3 protein-coding genes are annotated in these 2362 nt (G+C 73.7%); 2 read left to right on the top strand and 1 reads right to left on the bottom strand.

The window, feature by feature from the left end:
* Window positions 1–502, bottom strand: a 502-nt coding sequence (locus G3I42_RS32950; RefSeq protein WP_164291345.1) for a protein phosphatase, incomplete at its 3' end; no start/stop codon positions are given.
* A 249-nt stretch (window positions 503–751) separates the two neighbouring features.
* Between G3I42_RS32950 and G3I42_RS32945 the strand changes: the two genes are divergently transcribed.
* Complete coding sequence (locus tag G3I42_RS32945) at window positions 752–1588, top strand: TetR family transcriptional regulator (RefSeq protein WP_164291344.1); 837 nt, start codon at window positions 752–754, stop codon at window positions 1586–1588.
* A gap of 378 nt (window positions 1589–1966) precedes the next feature.
* Window positions 1967–2362 (top strand): methylmalonyl-CoA mutase family protein (locus G3I42_RS32940; RefSeq protein ID WP_343244730.1); only part of this gene is annotated, 396 nt, incomplete at its 3' end.

Raw genomic sequence — 2362 nt, 5'->3', positions numbered from 1 at the left:
CCCGCCGGTCGCCGAGCACGCCGAGCCCGGCGACGCACGCGAGCGCCACGTTCCGGTAGGGGTCGTTGCGCACGAGCCGGCGCTCCAGCGTCGCGATGAGCGCGGGCACGGACTCGGGCGCGCGGAGCGTGGTGAGGAGCCGGACGGCCTGCCCCGCGTAGGCGACGCGCAGTTCGTTGGTGGCGAGCGCGGCGGCGGCCCGCGCGGTCCTGGGGTCGCCGAGCGCGGCGAGGGCCTGGGCGGCGGTGGCACAGCGCTGCGGGTCGCGGTGGTTGAGGAAGAGGACGAGGGTCTCGAAGGCGCGCGGGTCCTTGGCGACGCCGAGGCGGTAGGCCGCCAGCTCCCTGGCCCACAGCGGGCGGCCAGGGTCGCTGAGCACCCCGGCCAGTTCCTCGGGCCCGGCCGCGCGTGCCAGTCGTTCGCACTCCTCGACCGCCCGCTCCCCCTCCACCACCGCCTCGCACCGTAAGCGGTCCGTGAGCGCACGCAACTCTTTGTTCATGGCAGCCGAGCGTAGCGGCTCGGGCGGCGCCGGGTCAGGGGGCCAGAAGGAAGGAAACCCCCTTCCCCGTTGACCAGTTCACCCATCCGGGGACGGCGGCCCCCTCTGTCCGCTCATCGCGCGCGAGCACCGCTCATCGGAGCGGTGGACGGCGAGCGGCGCGGGGGGGGCGGGCGAGGGGCGTGCGGGAGGAGCCGCGAGCGGCGGGCAGCGCACACGCGCGCGGCGTGATGCAGTACGTTCGGGTGCATGTCCCAGTCGGCCACGCCTCCGTCGTCCCCCTCCGCATCCCGCGGCACCCCTCCCCCGGCCCCGGCGGGTACCGAGAACGGTTCCGGCGGCCGGGCCGCGGCCCAACGCCTCAAGATGCGCCGCGAACTGGCGTCCGCCGCGATGGAGCTCTTCGCGACGAAGGGGTACGAGGCGACGACCGTCGACGAGATCGCCGCCGCCGCCGGGGTCGCCCGCCGGACCTTCTTCCGCCACTTCCGGTCCAAGGAGGAGGCGATCTTCCCCGAGCACGACGACACCCTCGTCCGCGTGGAGGACGTGCTGAAGGCGGCGCCCGCGCACGAGCACCCGCTCGACACGGTCTGCCGGGGCATCAAGGAGGTCATGAAGATGTACGCGGCGGCCCCTCAGGTCTCGGTCGCGCGCTACAAGCTGACGCGGGAGGTGCCGACGCTGCGCGAGCGCGAGATCGCCTCCGTCTCGCGCTACGAGCGCCTCTTCACGCGCTACCTCCTCGGCCACTTCGACGAGCACGAGCAGAACCGCAACGACGAACCGCTGCTCGCCGAGGTCGCCGCCTCGGCCGTCGTGACCGCGCACAACCACGTGCTGCGGCGCTGGCTGCGGTCCGGCGGCGAGGGCGACGTCATGTCCCAGCTCGATCGCGCCTTCGCGATCGTACGGGCCACGGTGGGCGCCAACTTCGCGGTCGGCGGCCTCACACCGGGCAGGCCCGGGCCCGCCGCGACGGCGAGCGCGCGCGGCGAGGTGCTCGTGACGGTCGCGCGCACGGACGCGCCGCTCGACGAGGTCATGCGCACGATCAAGGAGGCGCTGCGCCCGCAGGGCGACTGAGCGCCGGAGAACTTCCACCGCGAGGGGTGGCGGGCCGTACGGTCCCGCCGCCCCTTTCCCGTATCCCGCTCCACCCCCGCAGGTGCGGCACGCAGTGCCAAGGTCGCCTCGGCCCGCCCATCGCGCCACGGCCGCACCCGAGCGGAAAAGCCCCCACCCCGCGCCATCGCGATCGATCATTTCCGTCCACCAGCCGGACATATCCCTTGCTCCACTTGGAATGATCGATCATCGCTCATCTGAGCGTCCCCTTTGCCATATCGATACTCGCGAGTAGTAAAACCTCCTTGCTGACTGACACCGCGTGCCATACGTTGAGGAAGTCCGGGCGGTCCTTCCACGGGCCGCCACGCCACAGCGCCCCCGCCGGAGGCACCCGTGAAGGACACCCTCGACCTCTCCAGGACCACTGGTACGGCCACCCTCGCCCTCGTGTGCGACGCGCCGACGCGCACGGGCTTCGACCCGGGCGACCCGGCAGCGGCCGGCGCCTTCGGGCGCGAGGGCCTGGCACTCGCTCACCTCGGCGACGTACGGCGCCTGTTCGACGGTGTCCCGCTCGCTCGCGTGCGGCTCGCGCTCCCCGGCGGCCACACAGGGATGTGGCTGCTCGCTCTGTGTCTGGTCGCCGCCGAGGAGCACGGCCTGCGGCCGGACGAACTGAGCGGCACGACGTACGAGGAAGGGCCCGCGGCGACCGCGCTCGCGCTGCGGCTGCGCGGCGACCTCACCGCCTACGCCCGCGCCTCGCTGCCCCGCTGGGCCTTCCGCCCC

This window comes from Streptomyces sp. SID11385 (assembly GCF_010548245.1).
Lineage (GTDB): Bacteria > Actinomycetota > Actinomycetes > Streptomycetales > Streptomycetaceae > Streptomyces.
The sequence above is the reverse complement of the archived record's forward strand: the minus strand, read 5'-3'. Positions and strand labels throughout refer to the sequence as shown.

Bases quoted from the DNA above. Each gene is read 5' to 3' on its own strand.
- G3I42_RS32945 (WP_164291344.1), top strand. From the start codon at position 752: ATGTCCCAGTCGGCCACGCCTCCGTCGTCCCCCTCCGCATCCCGCGGC.